This window comes from Alteromonas portus (genome assembly GCF_005117025.1).
GTDB lineage: Bacteria > Pseudomonadota > Gammaproteobacteria > Enterobacterales > Alteromonadaceae > Alteromonas > Alteromonas portus.
The window spans coordinates 149739-174431 of sequence record NZ_SWCO01000007.1 but is presented as its reverse complement, the minus strand read 5'-3'; the positions used below and the strand labels follow the sequence as shown (position 1 = coordinate 174431).

Sequence of the window (24693 nt, the reverse complement as noted above, 5' to 3'; positions counted from 1 at the left end):
ACTCCTGATTAAAAAGCGTTTGGTTAAATTTTTTGAACGCCAACACCAGCCCTACGTTAGCGGCTGACATAACGACATGTTGTATTTACCGGTAAAGCTTCACTTACAAAGCGCTTCACCCGTTCGTGCAGCCATACTTTTGGGTTTAAGATAGAACCTTGCATGAACCCAACGTGGCCACCTCGTTCGCTAAGCTCTACAGTAACGTTGCGCGCAAGCTCTTCTTCTTTGGGCACAATTAAATGGTTCATAAAGGGGTCATCGATACTATGCAGTACGAGCGTGGGACAGTGGATCGCGCTTAAAAAGTGATACGCACTACACTTTTCATAGTAGTCTTGCGCGTCTGCAAAGCCGTGAAGCGGCGCTGTGATCTTCTCGTCGAATTGGGTAAAGCTGGTGATCTCTTCCACATCACTTTTTGTTAGCTGTATAAGCTTGCGATAATCGATGTACTCCATTTTCTTTCGCAATGTATCTTTCATGCTCGTAAGTAAATACTTTTGATACACACGAGAAAAACCCTGATTGATTGACTTAGCGCACTCAGAAAGTTTAAGTGGAGAGGAAATAGCAACCGCAGCCTTAAGCCACTTTTGCGCAGGGTTTTCGCCCAACAGCTTCAACAGCATGTTGCCGCCAAGAGAAAAACCAATGGCCACTTTAGGAACACGTGGAAATTTATCGTGAAGCCACTCTAAGAAAAAACTGGGATCTTCCGTTTCGCCACTGTGGTAAGCCCGTGCTTTTAGGTTTGGTACACCGCTACAGCCGCGATAGTGCATCATTACCACCTGCCAACCATTCACTGACAGTTGCGCCATCATATCATTCGCATAATGCGACTTAATGCTGCCTTCTAAACCATGAAACATCACTACGATTCCTGACGTTTCCTGCGGTTTTGGCCCCCATGCCACGTCGACGAAGTCGTCATCGGGTAACGTGAGGCGCTCCATGTCGTAAGACAGTGGCAAACGCTTTTGAATAAAACGCGGCCATATGGTTTGCACATGACGGTTTTTCGCCCATCCCGGCACCTTAAAGCTACTTTTTATTATCTTTCCGTGCGATAGCGCTGATTTACTCATTGTATTTTCTTATTGTGTTTTTACGATAATTGATTAACCACTAGACTCACTAGCTGGCGCGCCTCATTATTGTCGCGCAGTTCATATGCATTAATGAACGCCGCGATAGAGGCGTTAAATATATTCGACGATATAGATTGAATCTGACCTAGACGCGTAACTGCCTGCTCATTAAACGAAGCAACGATATCGTGCTGCTGTTGCCTTTCAAGCTCTAACTCTTGCGCTTTGAGTAACTCATAAGCCGCTGATTCGCCGCCTCTTTCGGGGCTCGCAGCCTTTCTCTTAGCGCGATGAAGCTTTAACTTTTCTTCGGTTGTCTTTGATGCCGCAATCACTGTATTAAGCTGAGGCAAATTTATAATGACATTATTCTCTAAACACCAGCAAATCAGCAAGAGAACGTTTACATTCACGCCATGATTGTCTTGCAGCAGAAGTGCAAGGGCGGCCATATCGCCTTTGGTATAGCGAGAAACGCTATATTCCCAAAACGCGCTGTTTTCGACATTAGGCGTTGGCATTGTCATACTCTTCTCGTTTTAGCTCAATCTGCTCTTGGGCATCTAGCCATGCCATTTCTTCTTCTTCCAGCTGTTGTTTTAGGTGAGTTTGCTTATCGAGCAAGCTCATAAGCTCTGCTTTTTTGTCGTCGCTATAAAGCGAGGTATCTGCAAGTGACGCTTCCACCTCTGCCAAAGCAGTACTGCACTTGTCCATGGCTTTTTCATGCTTTTCAATAGCTTTTTTAAGTGGCGCTACGCTTTGCCTGAACTCGGCTTCACGGCGTTTTTCTTCTTTACGATCTAATTTGCGTTCCGGCTTACTCTGCGCCCCTGTCTCTTGCTGCGCGTCGTTTTTGGCATCGCTGTTAGCCTTGGCTTTTTCTGCAGCCTGCTGTTTTAAAATCCAGTCGCGATAGTCATCTAAGTCGCCTTTAAATGGCTCAACTTCGCCGCTGTCTACCAAATAGAAGTCTTCACATACCGAGGAAAGTAAAAAGCGGTCGTGGGATACGAGTACCATCGCCCCTTCAAAACCTTGAAGTGCAATATTAAGCGCATGGCGCATTTCTAAATCTAAGTGGTTGGTGGGCTCATCCAGTAGCAGTAAGTTGGGTTTTTGATAAACAATTAACGCCAATACTAAGCGGGCCTTTTCACCACCCGACATTGGTGCCACGGGCGCTAAAGCTTCATCACCGTTAAAACCAAATCCCCCAAGGTAGTCGCGAAGCTGCTGTTCAGTCGCTTTTTCATCAATACGTTGCAGGTGAAGAAGCGGGGTAGCATTAGCATCTAATGTCTCTAACTGGTGCTGTGCAAAATAGCCAATCTTTAAACCTTTCGCGGTATTAAAGATACCTTGTTTGGGCGCATGCACGCCCGCCAATAGTTTGATTAGCGTAGACTTACCCTGGCCGTTTCTTCCTAAAAGACCTATTCTACTGCCAGGCACTAAATTCAGTTTCACCTGTTGCAGCACAATATGGTCATCGTAACCAAGCTGTATCTTTTCCATTTGCACAAGCGGGTTTGGCAGTGCCGACGGCGGCGCAAAGGAAAAGCTAAATGGGCTTGCCATATGTGCTGGCAACAAGGTTTCCATTTTCTCTAACTGTTTAATACGGCTTTGCGCTTGTTTAGCTTTACTCGCTTTAGCTTTAAAACGGGTGATAAACGAATTGAGATGCGCCACTTTTTGCTGCTGCTTTTCATATTCAATGTTTTGTAGGCGAATACGTTCAGCACGCTGAGTTTCGTATGACGAGTAGTTACCTGTGTAGGTGATAAGCTTTTGTTGCTCAACACTGATAATTTGCGCAACCGTATTGTCGATAAAAGCTTTATCGTGAGATATCAGCAGCAGCGTACCCGCATAGCGTTGAAGCCATTTTTCTAGCCATATCACGGCGTCTAAATCTAAGTGGTTAGTAGGTTCATCAAGCAGCAGTAAGTCTGAAGGGCAAAGCAGCGCTTGAGCGAGGTTTAATCGCATACGCCAGCCACCTGAAAAATCGCTAACTGGCGCGCTTAACTGCGTATTGGTAAATCCAAGACCCGACAAAATAGTCGCTGCGCGTGATTCCACATCGTAAGCCCCGGCTTGCTCTAGCTGCCCATGTATTTGGCCAATTTTTACGCCATCTCCACTTTCTTCAGCGGCTTTTAATTGTGCTTGCAGAGTACGTAAATGTTTGTCGCCGTCCACTACATAGTCTATTGCACTTCGGTCAGTGGCTGGCGTTTCCTGTGCCACGCTCACAATTCGCCAATCACTGGGTACGCTGCAGTCGCCAGCATCAACACTCAACTCACTTCGCAGTAGCGCAAATAGCGTAGACTTTCCGCAGCCATTACTGCCAATCAGCGCCACTTTATGGCCTGGAAAAACCTGCGCCGACGCTTCTTCTAGCAGCATTTTGCGGCCGCGAAGTAGCGATACATTTGAAAGCTTTATCATGAGTAACCTGTGATGGAACAAACTAAGGCGCGTATAATATCAAAAACTTAAGGTAAAAGCTGATCAACACTTACCATTTCAAGGTATAATAATCGCGAAATTCCCCAAAGGTGTATGTATGTCAAAACGTGTAAAACGCCGCTTTGTTGCAGGGGCTACGTGCCCGAAATGCCAAGAGCTAGATACGATTTCGTTGTATTTTGAAAATAACGTAGAAAAGCTTGAGTGCGTGGCGTGTGGTTATAACGAAGCGCAAACTGACGAGAAAGTCAGTGCCGCCACCCGTGAAAACGAAAATGTGATTGGTATCTTTAAACCTCACTAACATTCCTACCCACGTCTCAGTAAATCTTACCGCTAAGCCTGTGTAACACCTCTTATCATCGTACTCAGGCTTTTTGAAATAATCTCCACACTCCCCGCCAACAAAGCGCCTCCCTGTTCTAGAGCGAAAAAAGTGACGCAGGCATAATTTTTGTATTCGCTTAGTAGAGGAGTGAAATATGAAACATGCTAAAAAACGAATCTGCTATGTGCTTATAAGCTTATTGGTTACGCTTATCGCCATAAGGCTTTACCTGCCTTATGCTGCAGCGTCTTATATCAACACAACGCTAAGTCAGTCAGAAGAGTACAACGGCCGAGTGGGCGATGTAGATCTTATGCTGTGGCGAGGGGCCTATAGCTTGGAGTATGTTTTGCTTTATAAGGCGAATGGGCAAATAGACAGGCCACTATTCAAAGCAGACTATGTGGAGTTTACGCTTTCATGGTCACAGCTTTTCAAAGGCGCAGCGGTAGGTAAAGTCATCGTTAACTCCCCCGAAATTAATTTTGTAGACGGAAATACTGACGAGGAGAGCCAGTCAGGTAAAAACGAAAATTGGTTATCTATCGCCGACCAACTTTTCCCGCTGCGTATAGACAAGCTAACCATTAACAAAGGGAAAATAGCCTTTCACAATCCAGACACCTCGCCAGCTATCGACATTGCGCTTCACGATATCCAACTTGAAGTTAATAATTTAGTGAATAGCGATAATTTATCCGATACCCGTGTAGCAACGGCCAAGGCGCAAGGGCAGACGGCCGAACAAGGCACAATTTCGTTGAATGCCAAACTTAACCCCGCAACTAAGGCCCCCACGTTTGATCTAGACATTCAAGCTGACAATGTTGGCTTGGTGAATTTCAAAAACCTACTCGATACCTATGCACCGTTTGATCTAGAAGCGGGGACCCTCACGCTCGCCGCTGAAGTAGCGTCTAACGAAGGGAAAGTGAAAGGTTATATCAAACCCATTCTACATAATGTGGAAGTGTTTTCCTGGAAGGGGGATATTGAACGCGACGGCGATGGGTTTATAGAAGGCAGCATTGAGGCTATTTCTGCATTTGTTACTGAACTGTTTGAGAACCAAAGCGAAGACCAGATAGCCACTCGTATTCCTATTGAAGGCGACTTATCAAGTCCAGACACCCAAACGTGGGAAGCATTTACCGCTATCTTAAAGAATGCGTTTATCAAAGCTTTTAACGGCGACGTAGAGAAAAGTATAGAGTTAGAAAGATTGGAAAACGTTGAAGGGTCTAATTAAAGCGCGCTGAAAGCTCTTTTAATAACGCTGAGGGCTTTATTGTAACGCTAAGGCTTTATTTCAAACGCTAAGGCTTTATTGCCAACGCTAAGGGCTCTCATCAAGAGCCCTGATAGCCTTTAACAGCCTTAAATGGTGCAGCTATCGCCACAATCATTGGCGCCATCGCGCATACCCTCAATCTCTTGACTCTCTTGCTTGTCTTTTTCAGCCTGTTTCTCAGCTACTGACTGCTCAACAGAGTCAAAATCGATGCTGTCAAACGCATCCATATCAAAATCGCTCATAACGTACTCTCTTAAATAGTAAAAAGGCTTCTCTTTAATGAAGCCTTTGTATCGGGAGGCAAGTGTAATTCAATTGAATATTCAGGCTAAATGAAGACTTCGCCTAACTCATAACAAGATGAACTAGCTTAACGTATTTTTCAACTGAACATCATCGAAACGCCCTTTATGTCATCACAGGCCTGATTCCACAATAAACGCCCCACAATAAGCGTCACCAAAATGGGCACAATTCAAATAAATGCCGTGTTGTAATTGTTACAGCGCTTCAATTGTTCTAGTAATGCGGAGGCGGGGTCTCTTCTGACTGCTTAGCAATATTAGACGGCTCGATAGACTTAACGCGGTCTATCACATGACTTACTTTAAACGCTAAATCATCGAGTTGCTTTTGTTGTGAAGCCAGCGCTTCATTAAGTGCCTCGATAGTGTGTTCTTGAAAGGCTACTTTCATCTGTAACTCTTCAATATAGCTATTGGCGCTATTTATTTGCTGTTGTAACTGCTCAGCGCTTTTATCTGTCATGTAAATTCTCTATCTCTCTCGTTGCCATTCTTCGGCAAGGCCACTACTGCTTATAGACAATATATTATCATTTGGAAGGAAGGCGACGCCATACACAACTGCGGTTGGTGGTGAAACTGACTCTCTTGAAGCAACCTGTATGGACTGCACTTGCTCGCCTGTTTTCAGATCCCACAGGTAGACCTTTCGTGCGGGAGACCCTGTCAGTAAAAACTGACCGTCTTTGGAAAATTCGACGTCTGTGAAGATTTTTTGTCGCGACGCAAACTTAAGCGACGTTACGGGCTGGCCGGTTTGTACATTCCACACTTGCGACTTGCTCTGGCTGTCGGCGGTAAAAGCAAAGCGACCTTCATCATCTAGCGCAACTTTTGTTACTCGCGTAGGATGGGTGAAGGTATGAATTATTTGTCCAGTCTCTGTACTCCACAAATAGGCGATATAGTCATTACCGCCAGTAAGCGCAAACTTACCATTCGGTGATATATCAATGGAGTTAACCTTTTCCTGATGCCCTAAAAACTCCAGTCGACGTGAGGTGCGCGGTTCAAAGTACATAACTTTGCCATTTGAGCGGGCCACCAGTATGCCGTTGCCATTATTGGTTACCACAACATCTCTAATTGATGACTCGTCAATGCGCCAAAACCCTTCTGGTTCGCCAGTTTCTAAACTCCACAGCGCAAAAGCCTCGCGGTCAGCGGTAACAACGTAGCGTTTGTCGGCGCTTATGTGCACTGACATAACAAGGTTATCCCCTTCTCCTTGGTGGCTCCAATGATAAAGCGGTTCACTTTGGCCTAACCGCCACACGTTGACGCCATTATTCACACCTGACACCACAGCAAGTGTACCGTCGGTAGAAATATCTGCTGCGTATGCACCTTCTTCTACATGACGCCACTGTTGTATTGGCGTAGTATCAGGGACAGAACATCCCATGGAATTGCCAATTAGTAAGGTGAGTAACACTATTCTGTGGAACATTTGAGGCCTAAACATAATCAAATAGGTTTCGCTTTGTAAACGCTAGGTTTAACATAGCATGGATCACGCATCTTTAACTATCGTGCACACTGCCTTAGATGCAGCAGTATAGACATAGACGCATGATGATAATAATTAATGGAGACGTTTTTATGCAGAAGTCGCTCGTTGCCTTATCTACTATCGCTGCGCTAGGCCTTTTCGCTTGCCAGCCAAATACATCTGATGAGGCCGCTTCTACAAGCGCTGATAGTGCAAAAACAACTGCAGTTTCAGCAGAAGAAATGACAGATACACAAAAGCAAGCTTATGCTATGGGCGCAAGCATGGGTTTGTTTGTTAGCAACCGTGCAGAGCAACAAGAGCAGCTAGGTTTAACACTAGACCAAGATGCGCTACAACAAGGCTTTAAAGACGGTCTTAACGACACCCTTAAGTTTACGCCAGAGCAGATTCAGCAAATTGCTCAACAAGGCGAAGAAGTACTTCGTGCTAAGCAGCAAGAAATGGCGGAACAAGCCGCAGAAAAAAATATTGAAGCAGGCCTGGCTTATCTAGAAGAAAACGGTAAGAAAGAAGGCGTGGTAACGACAGAGTCTGGTCTTCAGTACGAAGTACTTGAAGAAGGCGAAGGCGCAAGCCCAGAAGCGACAGACATGGTTAAAGTTCACTACCGTGGCACCTTGTTAGATGGCACTGAGTTTGATTCATCTTATAAGCGTGGCGAGCCAGCGGAATTCCCGCTTAACCGCGTTATTTCTGGTTGGACGGAAGGTGTTCAGCTAATGAAGGAAGGCGCGAAATACCGCTTCCATATCCCATCTGAACTCGCTTATGGTGCGCGTTCTACCGGCGCTATCACACCAAACTCAACACTAATCTTTGACGTTGAGTTGCTAGAAGTAGTTAAGCCTGAAGCCGAAGCGCCAGCAGAATAATTCAGCGCTTTAGGAAAAAGAGAAAGCCGACGCATAGCGTCGGCTTTTTTGTTTTAGTGAGTCAGCGTGATCCTTGCTTACCTTTTCCCTACGAGCTAGTGGATTTTCACCACGCGCGTACCCAGATAGTAAAATGGGTTATTCAATATGCTTGGTGCCTCGAATTACACTTATAAGCTTAGACTAAAGTGACAAAATTTCACGGCCGGTTTGCAGCTTTTTTGGAACAATTTCGCCTTAAAATTTGACGCTTAAAACTAAAGGTTTTAACGCTGTGGCGCTCTACGTCTTTCCGTATGAACTTTGAACGTTGCGAAGTGATTTAATAGAGAGTGCCCTACCTTGTACATGGCACAACCTAAAATGAGATATATTACGGTTTGCACACTCTTTAAGCGGACAACGATATCAAGCAAAGCATACAGCAATAACAGTGCGCCACTTAAAAACAGCATAAAACCTATAATTGTACCGCTGGTTTGGAACGGATCGTTCCCCGACCTTCGACGGTTCAACATTGGTATCCTGTTACGCATTTAATTCCCCTAATGGTTTGAACATTATTTATACTACGACAGCGAATGAAAGGTTTATGTTCAATAAATATTCGATCTGCCTCTTTTGTCACTTTTTGACGTAGAGAAAGATTGCGTTTTGCCTTACTACCCACATAAAGTAAGGGTAATTAGCTGGATTATTTATAGGACATTGTGAAAACACCGCTTATCACTCGAAAGGGCTATTTGAAGCTGAAGCAAGAATTGGACTTCTTGTGGCGCGAAGAACGGCCTGAAATTACTCGCAAAGTGACATGGGCTGCGAGCCTTGGTGACAGAAGCGAGAATGCCGACTATCAGTACAACAAGAAGAAGCTACGGGAAATTGACCGCCGCGTACGCTACCTTCGCAAGTGCTTGGAAAACCTGAAGGTTGTGGACTACGATCCACAGCAAGAGGGAAAGGTCTTCTTTGGTGCTTGGGTTGAAATTGAAAATGACGCGGGCAAGGTCATGGAACTTAGGCTCGTGGGCTACGACGAAATTTTTGGCCGCAAGGACTATATTTCTATCGACTCACCCATGGCGCGAGCGCTACTTGGCAAAGAAGAAGACGATGAATTTGTTGTAAAAACCGAGACGGGCACAAAAGAGTGGTGGATAAACCGTATTTGGTACGATGCTACGGACAAATTGTAAGTAATCGTATGCCTCATTTAGTCACCTATTTGTAACACAATGATCAGACGACTTCCCCTACACCGCGGTGATATACTCACCGCTCGTATTTTCACTACAGACGCTGTGTATTTAAGCCTTTCACACACCGTTTATTCGCCATTGCCTGACGAGAATTTTTAGTATCTTAGAGCGACTTATGATTATCAATAAAATTGCAGATGAACTTAGCGTTCAACCTTCGCAAGTAACTGCCGCTGTAAAACTTCTTGATGAGGGGTCAACCGTACCTTTTATCGCACGCTACCGAAAAGAAGTGACACAAGGCCTTGATGACACACAGCTGCGTACCTTAGAGCAGCGCTTAACCTACCTGCGAGAGCTTGAAGAACGCCGCGATGTTATTCTCAAATCTATCGAAGAACAGGGCAAACTAACCGACGAGCTTAAAAGCAGTATTACCAGTGCCGACAGTAAAACGACCTTAGAAGATTTGTACTTACCGTATAAGCCTCGCCGGCGTACTAAAGGCCAAATTGCTATTGAAGCCGGCCTTGAGCCTTTAGCTGATACCTTATTCTCTGACCCTGATACCGACGTTGAAAGTGCAGCAAGCGAATACGTAAACGCAGACAGTGGCGTTGCTGATACGAAAGCAGCGTTAGAAGGTGCCCGTTATATCTTGATGGAGCGCTTCGCTGAAGACGCCTCACTTTTGGCAAAAGTGCGTAAGTATCTAACTGAAAATGCCCATGTAAAAAGCACCGTTGTATCAGGCAAAGAGCAAGAAGCCGCCAAATATAAAGACTATTTCGAACACAGTGAGAAGTATAAAAACGTACCATCTCACCGCGCGTTGGCAATGTTTAGAGGCCGCAATGAAGGCATGCTACACATTCAGCTAGATGCCGACCCGCAGTCAGAAGATAACGGTCCGTCGCATTGCGAACATATTATCGCAAATCACTATGACATCATGCACCGCGGCCGTGGTGCAGATGACTTCTTAGCTCAGGTTGTACAGTGGACGTGGAAAATCAAAATTGGTTTACACATGGAAACAGAGCTATTCAGCGCCCTTCGAGAGCGCGCGGAAGAAGAAGCCATTGAAGTGTTTGCTAAAAACTTAAACGACCTATTGATGGCAGCGCCTGCTGGTGCCAAAACGACAATGGGCCTGGACCCTGGTTTGAGAACCGGCGTTAAAGTAGCAGTAGTAGACAGCACAGGTAAAGTGGTCGCGACCAACACCATATTTCCTCATGCGCCACAAAACCAGTGGGACAAATCTATTCGTACGCTCACCACGCTGTGCAAGCAATACAAAGTAGATTTAATCAGCATTGGCAATGGTACAGGTTCGCGCGAAACAGACAAACTTGTTGGCGAAATGCTCAAAAACAATAGCGAACTTACTGCACAAAAAATTATGGTCAGTGAAGCTGGTGCATCGGTGTATTCAGCTTCTGAGCTCGCTTCAAAAGAATTACCTGACCTTGACGTGTCAATTCGCGGCGCGGTGTCTATCGCTCGACGCTTGCAAGACCCGCTTGCAGAACTCGTTAAAATTGAACCTAAAGCCATAGGTGTAGGCCAATATCAGCATGACGTAAGCCAAAGCCAGTTAGGCAAGTCGCTAGACCGTGTTATCGAAGATTGTGTAAATGCGGTAGGCGTCGACTTAAACACCGCATCGCCCGCGCTTTTGAGCTACGTATCGGGCTTAAACAAAACCCTTGCGCATAACATTGTTAATTTCAGAGACACTAATGGTGCGTTCCCAGACCGTAAAGCACTATTAAAAGTTGAACGTTTAGGGCCTAAAGCTTTTGAGCAAGCAGCGGGTTTCTTGCGTATTGTAAACGGCACCAACCCACTTGATGCCTCTGCGGTTCACCCCGAAGCGTACCCGGTAGTCGATAAAATTGTAGATACGACTGCGGTTGCAGTTAACGACATTATCGGCAATACCGAGCTACTTAAAAGCTTATCGCCAGATACGTTTACCAGCGATGCATTCGGTTTACCCACCGTTAAAGACATTCTAAAAGAGCTGGACAAACCGGGTCGCGACCCTCGTCCAGAGTTTAAAACTGCCGCGTTTAAAGAAGGCGTTGAAACCATCAATGACCTTAAGCCGGGTATGATCCTAGAGGGCGTGGTGAGCAACGTGGCGAATTTTGGCGCATTCGTTGACGTTGGCGTGCATCAAGACGGTCTGGTGCATATTTCAGCCTTGACTAACAAGTTTATCTCAGACCCTCGCGAGGTGGTTAAAGCGGGCGATATCGTGAAAGTAAAAGTGCTTGAAGTAGATGTACCGCGCAAGCGGATTTCCTTCACCATGCGCTTAGACGATACACCGAATCAAAACAATAATGCTGGCGGCAAACCGGCAGCAGGAAAAACACAAAACAAAGGCCGTGCTAACCCTAAAGCAAACCCGCGTTCAAATCAGGGTGGCGGCAATCGCAACAGCCAACCGCAAAATAGCGCTATGGGCAACGCCTTTGCCGACGCGTTCGCTAAAGCGAAAAAGTAAACGGTAGCGATTCACCATAACTTACTGTCACTTATAAAGGGCCTGTCACTGACAGGCCCTTTATGTATCACGCTTCCCATTAGCCTGTGGTTTTTGCTACATTAGAGCGGGTGCATAATAATTCATGTGCACAAATACTCTTTAGCCAAGAGCACTAAAATATAAAATACCGAAACAATGAAAAGGTGTGGGTCACACCGAAACCGAAGTTCGTATGTTGTTGGCGTTTAGCGAGGCCGTTGACATTTTCTTAGTGCCTTAACGTTTAACGAAGGTAATGTTGCTCATTTGACCACAGCCTTTTTCTAGGCAGTACTTTCGGGCCACCATAATGAGCAAAGGGTTACCGACCTTTGACGTACGAGCGTTTTACCTGTTTGTACAGCAAAGTTCACCAGCCCTAATCAAAGGATGATTTTATGAACTCGCCTGTCTCAAAAAATATGCTAAACGTTAGCGCCGATTATCCAGACCTTCGTGATCGTTATTACCAACCTAATCTCACGCCCCTTAAGCCTTTTATCGACCCACCGGGCAATTTGGTTATCTTAGATCAAGGTAAAGATGGTGCCTGTACGGGCTTTGCATTGGCCGCAACCATTAATTTCATTTACCGTCAGCAAGGGCGAAAACATACGGTGAGCCCATGGATGCTTTATGCCATGGCTAAGCGTCACGATGAATGGTTAGGCGAAGCGTACGAAGGCTCTAGCTGCCGCGGTGCCATTAAAGGTTGGTATAATAGCGGAGTGTGTAACTACTCACTAACTAAGGACATAAAGCATAGCAACGAGTTTGAAATGACCCTGGCCATTGCTAACAACGCAAGTAATCACAGGCTAGGTGCGTATTACCGTATTGAACGAGAAATTAGCGATTTTCATGCGGCACTTAACGAAGTGGGCGTCATCTTTGTTTCTGCCAGAATCCATGAAGGTTGGAAAGATAGTGAGGGTGATGCAATAAAATTAAGGCCTGAACCCATGGGCGGCCACGCGTTTGCTATTGTTGGCTATAACGATGAAGGTTTTTGGATCCAAAACTCTTGGGGTACGGATTGGAAAAAGTCAGGATTGGCACTTTGGCGATACGACGACTGGGCGCTAAACGTTATGGATGCATGGGTTGTTCAGCTTGCGCTTCCTATTTCTGGCACAGGGACTTACCATCAGGCTACACGCTCCATTGCGCAGGGGTTGTTTTCGCGCTCTACGCCACGGGTAAGCATTCAAGATCACTTCGTTCATTTCGACGACGGACACTTTGACACCAAAAGCAAATATTGGAGCAATAAAAACCACGTCGATACCATCATTGAAAAGCTTTCTGAAAGTAACCATCGTCATGTAATGCTGTATGCACACGGTGGCCTAAATAGTATAAAAGCTTCGGCTAAACGCATTGCCGCCATGAAAGACACGTTTCTAAAAAACGATGTTTACCCTATTCACTTCATGTACGACACGGGTATGCTCGAAGAGTTAAAAGATATTCTGGGCTTTAAGAATAAAGACATTAGCAACAAAGTAGGGGCCTTCACTGATTATACCGACCGAATTCTGGAATGGGCGACGCGCAAAGTAGGTGGCGCACTGTGGCGTGAAATGAAATCAGATGCCTGTACACCTTTCACCCGTACCACGTCCGATGGTACGTATTTTCTAACGCGATTAGCCGCGTATTTGAAAGACAATTCAGATATTAAGCTGCATGTTGTAGGGCATTCTGTTGGCTCTATCTTCCATGCTCATAGCCTGTCTAGACTGTTTAAAGTAGATGAAAGCATAAAAGTTAAGAGTCTACACTTATTGGCCCCAGCCATTAGCTACCCCCTATTCAACGAAACCCTATCTGAGCTTATAGAAGAAAAACATGTTGAATCGACCACGGTTTATAACTTATCTGAAGCGTTGGAAAAAGATGATCACGTGGCGCGCATTTACCAAAAATCGTTGCTCTATTTAGTATCAAACGCATTTGAACCTAAACCAGAGATGCCACTGCTAGGTATGGCTGTGTTTAATCAACCCCTGTCTAACGTGACCTTTAAATACAGTGAAGGAAAAGAAGGTGATGCCACTGCGGCTACGTCTCACGGAGGCTTCGATAGCGATGTAGACACTATGAACTCGGTGCTTTCAGACATTACTGGGGGCTCGCCTAAGTATCCATTTACAAAGGCAATACTGGATTATTAATGCTTACTGATTTGAAGACAACGCTTAGATAAATGCCAGTGATTCGCTTGCGATGTAGCTCGGAGTTTTCTTAGGCTATATCGTGAGCTTTTATGCGCGGTAAATTGTTGGAGTAATGTAGAGCAGTCGGCGCTAACTTGACGCTATTATGCTTGCAGAGATAAACCTTCTCTAGCCGGGGTGTAAGCTTGCAAATAAGCGTTTTGAATTCGGCCTATTCGCGTCTGCATAGTGTCGGGCACGTTTGTCTCTAGCCCCTGTGAAGATATAGCATCTGCGGTGCTTGATGCTGCATCCAATACCTCATCTGCAGCCACACTTGTCGTTGGGCCTGTGTTAATTTCTGACTCAGTGATAGTTTCAATATCAGAAAATGAATCGATACCATCGGTTGGAGTCTGCGCTCCTGAGGTATCTGCTGCTGGTAGGTTATCAGCTTGCGCTTTGGCAATCTCACTCCGAGCCTCTGTGGCTTTTTGAGATGCCTCAGCGGCCACTTTTAGGTCTTGTGATGAAGGTTCAGCTGGGGCGAGGGCAGCAGCGCGAACCTGCTCCATTTTTCTCAGCGTTTCTTCAGGCGTCTTTTCTTCCGACACATCAATAGACACTTCACCATCGGTCACATAGCGTTTATTGTCTGGGCCTGTTGTGTATTCATATTGCGGTGCGCCAGCGTATTGACCGCCTGTTGAAGCATGGGCTTGTTCGTGAACTCTTACTTCCTGATCGCGAGCTTTTAACTGCTCTATTTCAGCAGCGTCTTGCTTCTCTTGTTGCTCTTGCTGCCTGTCTTTCGCATCTTGTTTGCCTGCACTCTCGTCTTGCGCATTGTCTTTCTCTTGCCCAAACACGTTTTGGAAGGCCGCTTGAAGCTCAGTTTGTATCTGTGGACGTTCATAGGTGACCGGAGCTGGCGGCTGACCCGGGCTTTTGGCCTTGTCTGTTTCTGAGCCTAACCCCTTTTGAGAGGCGCCTTGCTGAGAATCTGACGTTTGGGGAATAGTTTCCCGCTGCACGTTATCTCTACGTGCAGATTCCGTATTTATGTTCGCCGTGGGATAAGCGATGGCGTTTAGGATTGGGGTAACGATATTCACCGTAACAGCTCCACCTACGCTAATACGTCTATGATGGTACCAAGCATCTCGTCGGCAACACCTAGCACTTTGGCGGAAGCTTGAGCATTGCGCTCATTTACATTAAGCGCTATTAAGTCGTCTGTTAAACGCGTAGAGGTAGGGCTTGAATTCGCTGACGTGTTTGTAGCGTCAGTATTGGTCGCAATAGGTTGAGCGGGCGCCACCGCATCTTCAGCGGTTCGCTGAGCGATATTCGATGCTGCCTGCGAAATGCCGTCGCTTGCACTTTGTAAACCATATTGGGCTGCTGCAAATGCAGAGCCTGCTCCTAAACCATCAATACTTGTCATACACTACCCCTAACCTCTCATGTGCAATTATTGACCAATTTTACACAAATGGAAAGACATGTATCACACCCTGCTATTAACTTATTGTAAGCAGGCGATTTTTATTAGGCTGTAATGGTAAAAAAAGCTTCAAACCGCTGATTAATCACAGTTTGAAGCTTAGTGTTAGCATGTAAACTAAGACGCCTTTTGTTGATAGACACCAGCGGCAAAGCGAAACAAAATGTCAGCGGTTTGCTGAGGGTGCGAAATAAAAGGCGCATGAGAGGCATGAGGAAGAACTACCGTATCTGCTTGTGGGTGCAACTCACATATACGATCTATTCCACTGGTCGGCACTAAACTATCTAATCTGCCATACAATCGTAACGTAGGCGTAGTTATCCGCCCTACATCTTGTCGCATGTCTTCTGTAGACAATATACGTAAGCCTTTCTTCAGTGCTTCCTCAGCAGGCTCAGGATATTGCGTTACTTGCTCTCGAATTGCCTTAATGTCTTGTTTCGCGGTATCGCTGCCCATCGCTTGAATTGCCAAAAAGCGCTCTAATGTTTTCTGGTAATTTTTTTCAAGCTGGGCTTCAAACATGGTCAGTAAATCGGCGGCAATACCCGGCCAGCAAGGCCCTGCAATGAAACGGGGGGTAGACGCAATAGTAACTAGCCCATTGAGCTTTTCTGGCGCGAGTAACGCTAATTTTTGTGCAACCAAGCCACCTAACGACCATCCAATTAACACGCACTGTTCAGGTAGTTTGTCCACAATTGATTGGGCAAGCGTTTCTACATTGTAAGGTGAAGGCACTATTTCCGCGTTTTCTCCAAACCCGGGAAGGTCAATGGTGGTAACGCGAAAATTATCACTAAGGTAAGGGATAAAGGATGTGAACGCCCCGCTGTTCATACCCCATCCATGAAGAAATACTACATCTACGCCTGTACCCTGAGTACGGGTGACAAGCTCGCCGTTTGTATGCAAAATTTCCATTTACACCTCCTTAGGCAGAAACGTGTTTTTAAGGAAACACGAAATGATGAAAATAGGTCGACATTCGACAATTCAAGGAAGTTGATGGAATCAACACTATGAACCTTTCATGCTTGCTATGTTATCAGGCAAGTCCTACGCCAGTATGTCACTGGTGTGAAGATGACATGTTTTTTTTCGATGCTGTACTGCATGGGAGTAATCTACTTCAATACGGCCCAGTGGCAGGCCACGTCAAGCATAGCCACTATGACGCGCTAAGCATTTTGGGACTTCATACGTGGCCCATGTCATCTCTGGTTCACCAGTTAAAGTTTACGCATTCCCTTACTGCAGGAAAAGTATTAAGTAACTGGTTTGTCCATAACAAGCGACAGTGCACTTTATCAGTGCCCAACATAATGCTTCCGGTTCCAATTAGTGCTTGGCGACTTGCAACACGGCACTACAATCAGGCTACGCTTTTGTGTGAAAGCTTAAGCAGTGAGCTAAATATTCCAATCAACCAGTCATGGGCTCGACGACGGGGCTTTAGTGTGCAGCACCACTTAACCAAAGTGGCGAGAGCCGAAAACGCAAGCCGTGTATTTAGTCTATCGAAACAGTGTATCGATGACGAAATAGCGGCAGCGCAATGTGATAAAGATGGCAGTAATTTCACCGTTGCGATTGTCGATGACGTACTCACCACAGGCGTGACCGTCAATACACTGAGTAAAAGGCTTAAGCAGCGCTACCCAAAAATACAGATACAAGTGTGGGCAGCGGCATTTACGCCGCCCCCGAAAAGCAGCTTATTCCAAAAGGCGTGAAACGCAGAAAAGATGCAAAGAAAGGAGGAGCTAAGGCGCGGTATGCACCGCACCTTTCAAACCGATTTAACGAATAAAATGCGACTGGTAAATGGCATTGGCCAGCATTTTGTTCGTACCGTACCAGTACCCTCTGAACTGCGTGTTGTCGGTAAAGCCAATGACAACGCCACGGCCCGTTTTTTGAGTCGTTACGGCGGTTGACTCAGCCATTAGCGCAACCATTGCATTATCGCTAAACCCTGCCATAAGAGGCTCGTCAGTGTAACGAGCTGGCGTTATAAAAGGCGAGCTACTTGCTTCCACTATCATATTGTTAGTTTTAAACATAGGCAGCGTGTCATCATCATAACCGTAGAATAAGGGGTGGGTATTATCGATATTTGCTTCAAATACAGCACCAGCCACCAGCTTTCGCGCATATAATGATGCGCCGTCTTTGTAGCTCAGATCGCTTTCATCGAACGCATTATCAATGCTTTCTCTACTAACGATTTCCACATCCAGCCATTTATGCTGAGCGAAGTAACGCAATGCGGACTTCTGGCCCACGATCACGCCACCCGCTTTTACCCAGTCTTCAATTTTTGCTCTGTCGCTTTCCGTAAAACTATAGCGTCCGCTTGGAAACAAAACATGTGTATAGTTGATACTAGGATCACTAAGCGCCCTGAGTAAATGTTGTTGCTCAACAATACTGGCAGGCAACCCTACCTTTGTATCGAAGTAATGCCACATTTCCCCGACTTCGTACTCGCTAGTACCTTCGCCTCCCACTATCAACACTTGCGGCAGAGTAACGGGTGCCATGCTTCGACTGCCTAGGTCGTGCCCCGTTGGCGTTAAACCACTACGCAAACTGAATACAGGCACCTGAAGTTGCTGTTGAGCATCGCGTAAAATGGTTGCCAAGTTTTCAGGCTGACCCAAGCCTTTTGGAACAACGATGCTTCCCGGCTGAAGCTCAACGTTTTTGCCATCGTATTTAATAGCGGAAAATGCTTCTTCACTACTTCGTACTTTTACACCCGCTTCTAACAAGGTTTGCAGCATGGCGGGTGCATAGTAATGCTGCCATGAAAATGCATAGGCATAAGCATCTGAGTGAATATCATTAAGTGGGGCTTGCACAAGCGCTGTACTGTCACTCAGTTTTAGGCTTCGCGCATCGCCCTTGTCTAATGGCGCATAATCTAGGTTAAAAGCTAACGCCAAATTCCACGTTGATACATCGTAAAACGTGTTGTTTTCAAACGACGTTTGAGTGGAGAAAATTGACTTTACTAAGCGATATTGAGGTTGATTTAAAGGAATATATACCGCTTTACCTGCGCCATAGCGAACTTTTCTTGCCTCGAAATCTTTGCTCAACACCTCGTATTGAATATGGTGTTGTTCAAGCAATCCCACAAACGCATTGAAACGAGCGGTATCATTCGATGCACTGACAACATACCCCGCTTGCGCATCATTCTTAACCAAAGACTGCGTGCTTTTTACAAAGCCCGATTGATAATCGAGGATAGCAGCCTTATTAGCCAATGCACCTCTGAAGGTACTGAGAGATGTAGTAATTTGATTGGCTATGGTGTCTTTAAAAGCAAGCTTGCCATTAATAGAATTCTGAAGGTGTCCACGTGAACTGGCTTGCTCAAATAGAATACCCACGCTGCCGTGTAAATCTGGATAGGTTGACCCTTTTCCTGCATAGAAATCGTCAAATGCCTCTTGAGTAAAATATAGTTCCCCTTGCTCATCAAATGCCGCAGCGTGATATTGGGCGAGCGCTTCGGTTAGAGTTACATTTTCATCTGGTGTTAATGGGTTTTTACGCGAACGTACGCCAGGCTGGAAAAAGTAGGTGCTGTCTGTTCCCATTTCATGAAAGTCAGTCAGTATGTGAGGACGCCATTTATGGAACTGTTTTATACGCGCCTGCGACTCAGGATGTGCCAGCAGAAGCCAATCGCGATTTAAATCGAACCAGTAGTGATTTGTGCGTCCTGACGGCCACCCCTCGTCATGTTCACGGTGGCGACTGTCGGAAACCAGCTGCTTTCCCTTGTGCATATTTGCCCACTGAGCAAATCGAGAGAGCCCATCGGGGTTGAAAGACGGATCAAACAGCACAATATTGTTGTTCAGCAAGGCATCAATTTCTTCGCCTTCAGCGGCGGCTAAATAGTAGGCCAACGCAAGGGAGGCATTGGTACCGGAAGGCTCGTTACCGTGAATACTGTAACCCATGTAAAAAATCAAAGGCGCATCGCGACCCAGTTTCTGACCGCTTTTCATGGCATCAATATGTTGCTGCCGCATCGCTTCAATGTTGTTTCTGTTTGAAGGCGCAGTAATAGTCATTAATAAAAGTGGGCGGTTTTCGTGCGTACGACCGGTTTCTTCAATGGTGATACGGTCAGACTTTTCGGCTAAGAGCTGCATATAATTGACGACTTGATCGTGACGTACGTGCCACTCACCAATGTTGGCACCAAACACTGACTCAGGCGTAGGAATAGCCGAGTTGTAAGAAACTGTGTTAGGTAAGTATGCAGTTACTGGCTGCCCGCCTACATCAGGTGTAATAGTAACGGCTGATGATAAGGCTGTCTGTGCTAATACTTGTTGACTGGCAGTTACTCCAAAAGTGATAGTGCCAAGCGCTAACAATAATGTGAGTGATAAAGGGTTCTTTCTGGCGGAGTTTTTTAATTTCGCTAACATAGCGCTTCCCGTCTTGTTGTTATCGTTGAGATTAAAAGCGACATACGCGCTTCTCAACAAATTCGATTTACTGGAATAATTTATTTAATTAATACCTGACTGTTTTACTCAGGTAAATTTGATACAATAATTCAAATTTTCAAAATATGTAGGACTGCTGATGATAACTATATCAGAAGAAGCCCAGGCTCACTTCGTAAAACTGTTGAGTAAACAAGAGTCTGGCACGAATATTCGTGTATTCGTCGTAAACCCAGGCACCTCGTCAGCTGAGTGTGGCGTGTCCTATTGTCCGCCAGACGCGGTTGAAGCGACAGATACTCGTCTTCCATTTAACGGTTTTGACGCAGTGGTAGACGAAGAAAGCGCACCTTATCTCGATGAAGCGGAAATTGATTACGTTACTGATCAAATGGGTTCACAGCTAACGCTTAAAGCACCAAACGCTAAAGCGCGCAAAGTGTCTGACGATGCACCTTTAATTGAACGTATCAACTATATGATTGAGTCTGAAATCAATCCACAGCTTGCGAGCCACGGTGGTAACGTTGTACTTACCGAATTGACTGAAGATGGCTACGCTATATTACAGTTTGGCGGTGGTTGTAATGGCTGCTCAATGGTAGACGTAACGCTTAAAGAAGGCATAGAGAAACAAATGGTGGAGCAGTTCGCTGGCGAACTTAAGGGCGTGCGAGATGCAACAGAACACCAAGCAGGTGAGCACTCTTACTATTAAGAGTACTATTGTACTTTCTAAAGTACATACCTCGATACCGATTTCATGCTAAAGCAAGATATTCACAAAAGCTGGCAACGCTTCAAAGTAGGTTTATCTATTTTCGTTGTCGGCGTCTTGCTGTTATTTACCTTAAGCGAATTGCACGCCTCGCTGCATTATCTAAGCCTTTTCATTCTATTTATCGGTTTTGCTATTGCTATGTTGGGTTACTTCGGTATTTTCGTTCAGCGTTTCTCTTTTATAAAAAATAAAAAGCCGCCTCCTAGATTTTAGCAAACCAATTTCCCCTAATTTTAACAGTTGTTTAATAGCTCCTTCAGGATATTAAATACTCCTACCTTTTAGTTATATCCAATCATATAACACTGTTATCTTGTATAACCTTTTATCTTCCATTTCATTGGCTTTGCTACTAGTCGTGAATACATTTTATCGGTAGATTGAAAAGTTGTACTAAGCACTCAAAGAAGGTGAACTGTGGAAAATGCTATAAACAAGCTAGGCCTGCTTGGCGGTATGAGCTGGGAATCAACCGTAAGTTATTACCAGGCTATAAATCGGGGCGTGAACGCGCGGCTTGGTGGTCTTCACAGTGCACCGTTAATAATAAGCAGCGTCGATTTTGCCCACATAGAACAGCTTCAACACAAGGGCGAATGGGATAAGACCGCCGACATACTGATCCGCGAGGCGAAGCACCTAGAAAGTGCGGGTGCAAAAGCCATATTAATCTGTACCAATACCATGCACAAAGTTGCAGCTGAGATAGAACAGAATATCAGTATCCCCCTTATTCACATTGCCGATGCAACGGGCCGCGAACTACAGCGCAATAAGGTAAAAAAAGTTGGATTGCTAGGTACCCGCTTCACCATGGAACAAACCTTTTATACCTCTCGTATTGAAGAATGTTTCGAAATAGAGGTTGTTACCCCTAATACCCAACAGCAAGACATAGTCCATAACATCATTTATGAACAATTATGCAAGGGCGTGATTTGTGTTGAATCCCGTAACGCGTATATTGAGATTATTAACGCGCTAGCGGCCGAGGGTGCAGAAGGCATTATCTTGGGCTGCACAGAAATTGCGTTATTAGTTCAGCAACATCACACTAAAATTAGGTTATACGATACTACCGCTATCCATGCTTCAGCAGCGGTGGATTTTGCTTTGAGCCCCCTTCAAGGAAATAACGGTGAGGCAATACTAGGGAAGTAATGACCGAGTATTATCAACAAAGCACGAATAACCTCATTTTGATTAAGGGGGTTTCCCCTACTATTTTCAGAGGACACGACTATGTTTAGCCACATAATGTTAGGTGCAAATGATCTTGAAGCATCAAAGAAATTCTACGATGCTATTTTAGGAGTACTGGGATATGAACCAGGCGTTTTTGATGAGTACGGACGAGTATTTTACTACACACCTAAAGGCATTTTAGCGCTAACCAAACCGATTAATGGCGAGGCAGCCACACATGGTAATGGCACTACACTTGGCCTTGCAGCACGTACACCAGAGATTGTAGATGAGTGGCATAAGGTAGGAAGCGAAAATGGGGGCATACCATGCGAGGACCCTCCTGGAATTAGAGGTAATAGCGAACGCCAACTTTACCTAGCTTATCTTCGCGACCCTGCGGGTAACAAACTCTGTGCCACGCACATCGTAAGAAAATAGCTGAAGTTCTGCCTGCTTAAATGACTACGCTCTTTTTGCAGGCTATTCGCTTTTAGCTATCTATTTGGCCCAAAGCCCTTTGAATAATAGCCCTTTGAATAATAGCGCTTTGGGTAATGCCTATTAAAGTCTACAGATAAGCTCTAACCAAGCGAAAACGCAAAGGCGTTACTGTCTGGCCGCTCAATATCCTAAACGGGTTTCGCCTTTTCTCGCCTTTGCACTTTGCACTTTGCACTTTGCACTATACATTGTTGCTAGATGAATTAACCTTGTACCAGTAAAAGCTCAGCTAACAGAGGGAATATGACGCCTGAAGATACTGGCAAAGCCTACGACACCATTACACACCTTTGGACTCGCCCTGAATTTAATCAGAAAAATGGGTTAACCGCCTACCAAAAAGCACTGTCATTTTTAGCGGACACCACATCACAAGAGCCTGATACAGTGCCCAGCGAAGCGCTTAATAAGGGAGAAGCGCTTGGTAAGAGTGAAGCACCTGAAGACGAACCAAAGAAACGAGGCTACGCTCTAGACATAGGTTGTGGGTGCACAAACCGTTTTGTTCCGATTGTCGAAAGCGCTGGGTTAACTTATGAAGGTATTGATGTATCCAAAGAAATGCTCGCCATTGCGAAAGCCCAGTTACCTGCGCATACCTTCTATTGCGCCGACGTGTGTACATTCACTATACCCAAACACTACTCGTTTATAAGCGCTTGGGACAGCTTTTGGCATATCCCTTTAACGCAGCAAGAGCCTTTGCTCAAGAAGCTAGTGAACCACTTAAGCGATGAGGGCGTGTTACTTTTTAGCTGCGGTGGCACGGATGAAAGTGGTCAACATACAAACGAAGTGATGGGCCCAGAAGTCTACTACGCCTCGCTGGGGCTACATCGATATTTGGAAATATTGATGGAAGCTGGCGGATTTATTCGCCACGTTGAATTTGATCAGCACCCCGAGCTCCACACTATTATCATTGTGCAAAAAAAACAGAGCAAAAATAAAGCGGAATAATGTATCAGGAGTACTGAGAGAAACAGCGTACTCAGCACGTCCTCCCTCAATAAGGTTAACGATACGCTCTAAAAGCACTAGCTTTGCGATGCGGCTAGTTCACCGCGTTTATCTAATTGGTGAAAGCTCCAAGCCAATGTCACGCCGCGAGCGAGTAAAAACGCAAGTAGGGCGTACCACAGGCTAACGTTACCTAGGTCTTGCGTGAGGTACCAAACAGGGAAATACACAGCTAGTGCACTTAGAATCATGGTATTTCTCATTGCGCTGGCTCGAGTGAGACCAACAAACACGCCATCGTATAAAAAACACCAGTGCGCTAATAAAGGAAGTAATATCATTAGGCCAAGATAAGGTAGCGCAGCGTCTACGATGTCTCCATGCTCGGTAAGCAACGTAATAATAGCCTCACCACCTGCGAAAAATATCAGGCTATAAATAAGGGCAAAAACACTCGACCAGACTAGCCCTTGATAGGTGCGTCGTTTTACTTCACTGCTATCAGACGCCCCTTTGGCTTCACCCACCAGCGCTTCCACACCATATGCAATGCCATCTAGCCCTAAAGCAATTAGAACAAAGAACTGCATAAGTATGGCATTGACGGCCGCCGACGTTTCGCCATAACGGGCACCTTGAATAGTAAGAAACGCTAAACAGCCCTGTAACGCTAAATTACGTAGCAACATATCGCCGTTGAGCTTCATCAATACTTTTCGAGCTGCTCGGTTGAACCACGATGTACTTACGGCTACACCCCCAACACGCTTAACCGCCACTACGAGCGCCATTATAGCCATGGTGTATTCAGCGGTAACACTGGCCAGCGCCACACCAGCCACAGACAGGCCAAGTCCGAAGACAAAAGCCACATCGAGTGCCGCATTTAATAAGTTTCCCACAATTTGAATAGCCATGACGCTGCGCGTTTTTTGCTGCCCAACAAGCCATCCAACCAATGCCAAGTTCAGCATGGCAGCTGGTGCCCCCCATACCCGCGTCGAAAAGTAGTTTTGAAGGTGAAGGGCAACGTCACTATTTGGCTGAGTTAAAGCTAAGCCTATAGACAAGATAGGAGATTGAAGAGCAAGTACCGATGCGCCTAATACCAAGGCAACAATCACCGTTTGCCACAACACTTTTGCTGACTCTAACGTATTGTTCGGCGAACCTTTAGCTTGTGCACTTAAGCCCGTTGAAGACATGCGAAGAAAGCCGCACACCCAGTATATTTGCGTAAGAATTAGCGCGCCTACCGATGCTCCCGCAAGCATGGCAGGTAAAGACATATGCCCCAAAACTGCGGTATCAACCAAGCCCAATAGGGGTGTGGTAATATTTGCTAAGATCATGGGAAGCGCTAAACCCAACAAACGAGTATGATCGTTAAAAAAGGAGCGCTGAGTTACTTGGGTACGGGACATTAATGATCTCACTAGGGGTTAATTTCGCTATATACTATCGACCTAGGCAACAGCATAAGTA

Annotated in this window: 23 protein-coding genes; 11 read left to right on the top strand and 12 right to left on the bottom strand. The window is 45.5% G+C overall.

All coding sequences use genetic code 11. The features are described 5' to 3' along the window. Positions 1 to 56: 56 nt before the first annotated feature. From E5672_RS12450 to E5672_RS12440, 3 genes are read right to left on the bottom strand one after another with little or no spacing between them, the layout of a single operon-like run. Complete coding sequence (locus E5672_RS12450) at positions 57 to 1091, bottom strand: hydrolase (RefSeq protein ID WP_136782484.1); 1035 nt, start codon at positions 1089 to 1091, stop codon at positions 57 to 59. Between the two features lie 20 nt (positions 1092 to 1111). Continuing rightward, the gene (locus tag E5672_RS12445; RefSeq protein ID WP_240692229.1) at positions 1112 to 1621 is read right to left on the bottom strand and encodes a TIGR02444 family protein; all 510 of its coding nucleotides are present in this window, start codon (positions 1619 to 1621) and stop codon (positions 1112 to 1114) included. Next, positions 1602 to 3554 carry an ATP-binding cassette domain-containing protein gene (locus E5672_RS12440; RefSeq protein WP_136782483.1) on the bottom strand — a complete coding sequence of 651 codons (1953 nt, stop codon included), beginning with the start codon at positions 3552 to 3554 and terminating at the stop codon, positions 1602 to 1604. Before E5672_RS12440 ends, E5672_RS12445 begins: the two co-directional genes overlap by 20 nt. A gap of 118 nt (positions 3555 to 3672) precedes the next feature. On the opposite strand from E5672_RS12440, the gene E5672_RS12435 reads away from it, so the two are divergent. Continuing rightward, positions 3673 to 3879, top strand: a complete 207-nt coding sequence (locus E5672_RS12435; RefSeq protein ID WP_131137169.1) for a YheV family putative zinc ribbon protein — start codon at positions 3673 to 3675, stop codon at positions 3877 to 3879. Positions 3880 to 4057: 178 nt separating this feature from the next. Beyond that, complete coding sequence (locus E5672_RS12430) at positions 4058 to 5152, top strand: DUF748 domain-containing protein (protein ID WP_136782482.1); 1095 nt, start codon at positions 4058 to 4060, stop codon at positions 5150 to 5152. Positions 5153 to 5280: 128 nt separating this feature from the next. Here the strand turns inward: E5672_RS12430 and E5672_RS19875 are convergent, their stop codons facing one another. The 3 genes from E5672_RS19875 to E5672_RS12420 form a co-directional block, all read right to left on the bottom strand. After that, a complete protein-coding gene (locus E5672_RS19875) occupies positions 5281 to 5439 on the bottom strand; it encodes a hypothetical protein (protein WP_012520154.1) in 159 nt (52 codons plus the stop codon). A gap of 277 nt (positions 5440 to 5716) precedes the next feature. Continuing rightward, positions 5717 to 5965, bottom strand: coding sequence for a SlyX family protein (locus E5672_RS12425; protein ID WP_136782481.1), 249 nt, complete (start codon positions 5963 to 5965; stop codon positions 5717 to 5719). Between the two features lie 9 nt (positions 5966 to 5974). Beyond that, complete coding sequence (locus tag E5672_RS12420) at positions 5975 to 6907, bottom strand: WD40 repeat domain-containing protein (protein ID WP_136782686.1); 933 nt, start codon at positions 6905 to 6907, stop codon at positions 5975 to 5977. A gap of 197 nt (positions 6908 to 7104) precedes the next feature. On the opposite strand from E5672_RS12420, the gene fkpA reads away from it, so the two are divergent. Beyond that, positions 7105 to 7890: an FKBP-type peptidyl-prolyl cis-trans isomerase gene (fkpA, locus tag E5672_RS12415; protein ID WP_131137171.1), complete on the top strand. Its 786-nt coding sequence runs from the start codon at positions 7105 to 7107 to the stop codon at positions 7888 to 7890. A 266-nt stretch (positions 7891 to 8156) separates the two neighbouring features. Here the strand turns inward: fkpA and E5672_RS12410 are convergent, their stop codons facing one another. After that, positions 8157 to 8426: a hypothetical protein gene (locus tag E5672_RS12410; RefSeq protein ID WP_205676495.1), complete on the bottom strand. Its 270-nt coding sequence runs from the start codon at positions 8424 to 8426 to the stop codon at positions 8157 to 8159. A 174-nt stretch (positions 8427 to 8600) separates the two neighbouring features. Between E5672_RS12410 and greB the strand changes: the two genes are divergently transcribed. The 3 genes from greB (at position 8601) to E5672_RS12395 (ending at position 13805) form a co-directional block, all read left to right on the top strand. Then, on the top strand, positions 8601 to 9086 hold the full coding sequence (gene greB, locus E5672_RS12405) for a transcription elongation factor GreB (protein ID WP_136782479.1): 486 nt from the start codon (positions 8601 to 8603) through the stop codon (positions 9084 to 9086). Between the two features lie 178 nt (positions 9087 to 9264). Next, the gene (locus E5672_RS12400) at positions 9265 to 11607 is read left to right on the top strand and encodes a Tex family protein (protein ID WP_136782478.1); all 2343 of its coding nucleotides are present in this window, start codon (positions 9265 to 9267) and stop codon (positions 11605 to 11607) included. Between the two features lie 419 nt (positions 11608 to 12026). Further along, entirely contained in the window at positions 12027 to 13805 is a 1779-nt protein-coding gene (locus E5672_RS12395) for a C1 family peptidase (protein WP_136782477.1), read from the top strand. Between the two features lie 146 nt (positions 13806 to 13951). Here E5672_RS12395 and E5672_RS12390 read toward each other — a convergent pair whose 3' ends face one another. The 3 genes from E5672_RS12390 to bioH form a co-directional block, all read right to left on the bottom strand. Continuing rightward, positions 13952 to 14902: a putative metalloprotease CJM1_0395 family protein gene (locus E5672_RS12390; RefSeq protein ID WP_136782476.1), complete on the bottom strand. Its 951-nt coding sequence runs from the start codon at positions 14900 to 14902 to the stop codon at positions 13952 to 13954. 14 nt (positions 14903 to 14916) lie between these two features. Further along, positions 14917 to 15234 carry a hypothetical protein gene (locus E5672_RS12385; RefSeq protein WP_136782475.1) on the bottom strand — a complete coding sequence of 106 codons (318 nt, stop codon included), beginning with the start codon at positions 15232 to 15234 and terminating at the stop codon, positions 14917 to 14919. A 177-nt stretch (positions 15235 to 15411) separates the two neighbouring features. Next, positions 15412 to 16221 (bottom strand): pimeloyl-ACP methyl ester esterase BioH, encoded by an 810-nt coding sequence (gene bioH / locus E5672_RS12380; protein WP_136782474.1) that lies wholly within the window; start codon positions 16219 to 16221, stop codon positions 15412 to 15414. A gap of 98 nt (positions 16222 to 16319) precedes the next feature. Here bioH and E5672_RS12375 point away from each other — a divergent pair, with 98 nt between their 5' ends. After that, the gene (locus tag E5672_RS12375) at positions 16320 to 17033 is read left to right on the top strand and encodes a ComF family protein (RefSeq protein WP_136782473.1); all 714 of its coding nucleotides are present in this window, start codon (positions 16320 to 16322) and stop codon (positions 17031 to 17033) included. Positions 17034 to 17099: 66 nt separating this feature from the next. On the opposite strand, the gene E5672_RS12370 is transcribed toward E5672_RS12375, so the two are convergent. Then, the gene (locus E5672_RS12370; protein ID WP_136782472.1) at positions 17100 to 19757 is read right to left on the bottom strand and encodes a M14 family zinc carboxypeptidase; all 2658 of its coding nucleotides are present in this window, start codon (positions 19755 to 19757) and stop codon (positions 17100 to 17102) included. Positions 19758 to 19917: 160 nt separating this feature from the next. On the opposite strand from E5672_RS12370, the gene nfuA reads away from it, so the two are divergent. The 4 genes from nfuA (at position 19918) to E5672_RS12345 (ending at position 23208) form a co-directional block, all read left to right on the top strand. After that, positions 19918 to 20496: a Fe-S biogenesis protein NfuA gene (gene nfuA, locus E5672_RS12365; RefSeq protein WP_136782471.1), complete on the top strand. Its 579-nt coding sequence runs from the start codon at positions 19918 to 19920 to the stop codon at positions 20494 to 20496. A gap of 492 nt (positions 20497 to 20988) precedes the next feature. Beyond that, positions 20989 to 21720: an aspartate/glutamate racemase family protein gene (locus E5672_RS12355; protein WP_136782685.1), complete on the top strand. Its 732-nt coding sequence runs from the start codon at positions 20989 to 20991 to the stop codon at positions 21718 to 21720. A gap of 81 nt (positions 21721 to 21801) precedes the next feature. Continuing rightward, positions 21802 to 22185 (top strand): VOC family protein, encoded by a 384-nt coding sequence (locus E5672_RS12350; protein ID WP_136782469.1) that lies wholly within the window; start codon positions 21802 to 21804, stop codon positions 22183 to 22185. Between the two features lie 306 nt (positions 22186 to 22491). Next, positions 22492 to 23208, top strand: a complete 717-nt coding sequence (locus E5672_RS12345; RefSeq protein WP_136782468.1) for a class I SAM-dependent DNA methyltransferase — start codon at positions 22492 to 22494, stop codon at positions 23206 to 23208. 77 nt (positions 23209 to 23285) lie between these two features. Here E5672_RS12345 and E5672_RS12340 read toward each other — a convergent pair whose 3' ends face one another. Continuing rightward, positions 23286 to 24632, bottom strand: coding sequence for an MATE family efflux transporter (locus E5672_RS12340; protein ID WP_136782467.1), 1347 nt, complete (start codon positions 24630 to 24632; stop codon positions 23286 to 23288). Positions 24633 to 24693: the final 61 nt, after the last annotated feature.

Excerpts from the sequence above, each read along its gene's own strand:
- E5672_RS12450 (WP_136782484.1), bottom strand. The coding sequence starts at position 1,091 with ATGAGTAAATCAGCGCTATCGCACGGAAAGATAATAAAAAGTAGCTTT.
- E5672_RS12445 (WP_240692229.1), bottom strand. The coding sequence starts at position 1,621 with ATGACAATGCCAACGCCTAATGTCGAAAACAGCGCGTTTTGGGAATAT.
- E5672_RS12440 (WP_136782483.1), bottom strand. The coding sequence starts at position 3,554 with ATGATAAAGCTTTCAAATGTATCGCTACTTCGCGGCCGCAAAATGCTG.
- E5672_RS12435 (WP_131137169.1), top strand. The coding sequence starts at position 3,673 with ATGTCAAAACGTGTAAAACGCCGCTTTGTTGCAGGGGCTACGTGCCCG.
- E5672_RS12430 (WP_136782482.1), top strand. The coding sequence starts at position 4,058 with ATGAAACATGCTAAAAAACGAATCTGCTATGTGCTTATAAGCTTATTG.
- E5672_RS19875 (WP_012520154.1), bottom strand. The coding sequence starts at position 5,439 with ATGAGCGATTTTGATATGGATGCGTTTGACAGCATCGATTTTGACTCT.
- E5672_RS12425 (WP_136782481.1), bottom strand. The coding sequence starts at position 5,965 with ATGACAGATAAAAGCGCTGAGCAGTTACAACAGCAAATAAATAGCGCC.
- E5672_RS12420 (WP_136782686.1), bottom strand. The coding sequence starts at position 6,907 with ATGGGATGTTCTGTCCCTGATACTACGCCAATACAACAGTGGCGTCAT.
- fkpA (WP_131137171.1), top strand. The coding sequence starts at position 7,105 with ATGCAGAAGTCGCTCGTTGCCTTATCTACTATCGCTGCGCTAGGCCTT.
- E5672_RS12410 (WP_205676495.1), bottom strand. The coding sequence starts at position 8,426 with ATGCGTAACAGGATACCAATGTTGAACCGTCGAAGGTCGGGGAACGAT.
- E5672_RS12400 (WP_136782478.1), top strand. The coding sequence starts at position 9,265 with ATGATTATCAATAAAATTGCAGATGAACTTAGCGTTCAACCTTCGCAA.
- E5672_RS12395 (WP_136782477.1), top strand. The coding sequence starts at position 12,027 with ATGAACTCGCCTGTCTCAAAAAATATGCTAAACGTTAGCGCCGATTAT.
- E5672_RS12385 (WP_136782475.1), bottom strand. The coding sequence starts at position 15,234 with ATGACAAGTATTGATGGTTTAGGAGCAGGCTCTGCATTTGCAGCAGCC.
- bioH (WP_136782474.1), bottom strand. The coding sequence starts at position 16,221 with ATGGAAATTTTGCATACAAACGGCGAGCTTGTCACCCGTACTCAGGGT.
- E5672_RS12375 (WP_136782473.1), top strand. The coding sequence starts at position 16,320 with ATGAACCTTTCATGCTTGCTATGTTATCAGGCAAGTCCTACGCCAGTA.
- E5672_RS12370 (WP_136782472.1), bottom strand. The coding sequence starts at position 19,757 with ATGTTAGCGAAATTAAAAAACTCCGCCAGAAAGAACCCTTTATCACTC.
- nfuA (WP_136782471.1), top strand. The coding sequence starts at position 19,918 with ATGATAACTATATCAGAAGAAGCCCAGGCTCACTTCGTAAAACTGTTG.
- E5672_RS12350 (WP_136782469.1), top strand. The coding sequence starts at position 21,802 with ATGTTTAGCCACATAATGTTAGGTGCAAATGATCTTGAAGCATCAAAG.
- E5672_RS12345 (WP_136782468.1), top strand. The coding sequence starts at position 22,492 with ATGACGCCTGAAGATACTGGCAAAGCCTACGACACCATTACACACCTT.
- E5672_RS12340 (WP_136782467.1), bottom strand. The coding sequence starts at position 24,632 with ATGTCCCGTACCCAAGTAACTCAGCGCTCCTTTTTTAACGATCATACT.